Raw genomic sequence first — 869 nt, 5'->3', positions numbered from 1 at the left:
TTCAGACGTAGGATTCATCCATTTTTCGCCTTCCCAAGTCTTAAATTTTAGCCAACCATCTGTTGTTCCATCTACTATTCTAAATGTTTGTCGCCCATACTTCGCTCCAGCGTTTGCTTTTCCTGAACTAAATGAAGGCTCGTTATACGCATAGAAATCTCCCATGACACGTTCTTCCCCATTCAAGTTAATCCAAACTGGACCTTCCCATGTTTCAATCTTCCACCAGCCATTATCTCTTTTTTCTACGACTCCTACATTTTGAGCACCGTACTCTGATCCACCATTTGTTTTAGCTGAAGTAAATGATGGTTCTTTATACCCATAGAATGATTGATTTACGTATTCTGAACTATTAGCAGCGTGAGTTACCATACTAAATGTCGAGATAGATAGAATAAAAAACAATAAGATTCCTATACTTTTCCTAAACATAAAAATATCCTCCCTTATATTTTATCTAATATATAATTTTCAAAGCTAAGAATAGATATATCCTATTTAATTATTTCAATTTTCACTTTTTTACGTCCCCATTCACGTGCTTGCTTTTCTGTAGGAAATAGAACATCAATTTTGTTGCCTTTAATAGCCCCACCTGTATCTCCAGCAATTGCTTCACCGTATCCTTCAACACGAACTTTCGTTCCCAGTTTAATGACTTTAGGATCAACTGCAATTAACTTAATGTTAGGATTTTTCCCTATATCTATTCCAAACGCTGTAATTCTTTCATGTGGTGGACTACCTTCTACACTGTATGCAGTAGCTTCCACATAGAATTCTATACCTGTAGCTTCCGTACTTAAATTAACCCACTTGTCGCCTTCCCATGTTTTAATCTTTAACCATCCACTAGTTGTCCCATC

2 protein-coding genes are annotated in these 869 nt (G+C 36.4%); both read right to left on the bottom strand.

Annotated features, from left to right (window positions below; all coding sequences use genetic code 11):
* On the bottom strand, positions 1–435 hold a 435-nt coding region (locus MR107_RS30180; protein ID WP_242293162.1), incomplete at its 3' end, for a hypothetical protein.
* A gap of 62 nt (positions 436–497) precedes the next feature.
* Positions 498–869, bottom strand: a 372-nt coding sequence (locus MR107_RS30175) for a 3D domain-containing protein (protein ID WP_242293161.1), incomplete at its 5' end; no start/stop codon positions are given.

Source organism: Bacillus cereus group sp. BfR-BA-01441, assembly GCF_022663075.1.
Lineage (GTDB): Bacteria > Bacillota > Bacilli > Bacillales > Bacillaceae_G > Bacillus_A > Bacillus_A cereus.
The sequence above is the reverse complement of the archived record's forward strand: the minus strand, read 5'-3'. Positions and strand labels throughout refer to the sequence as shown.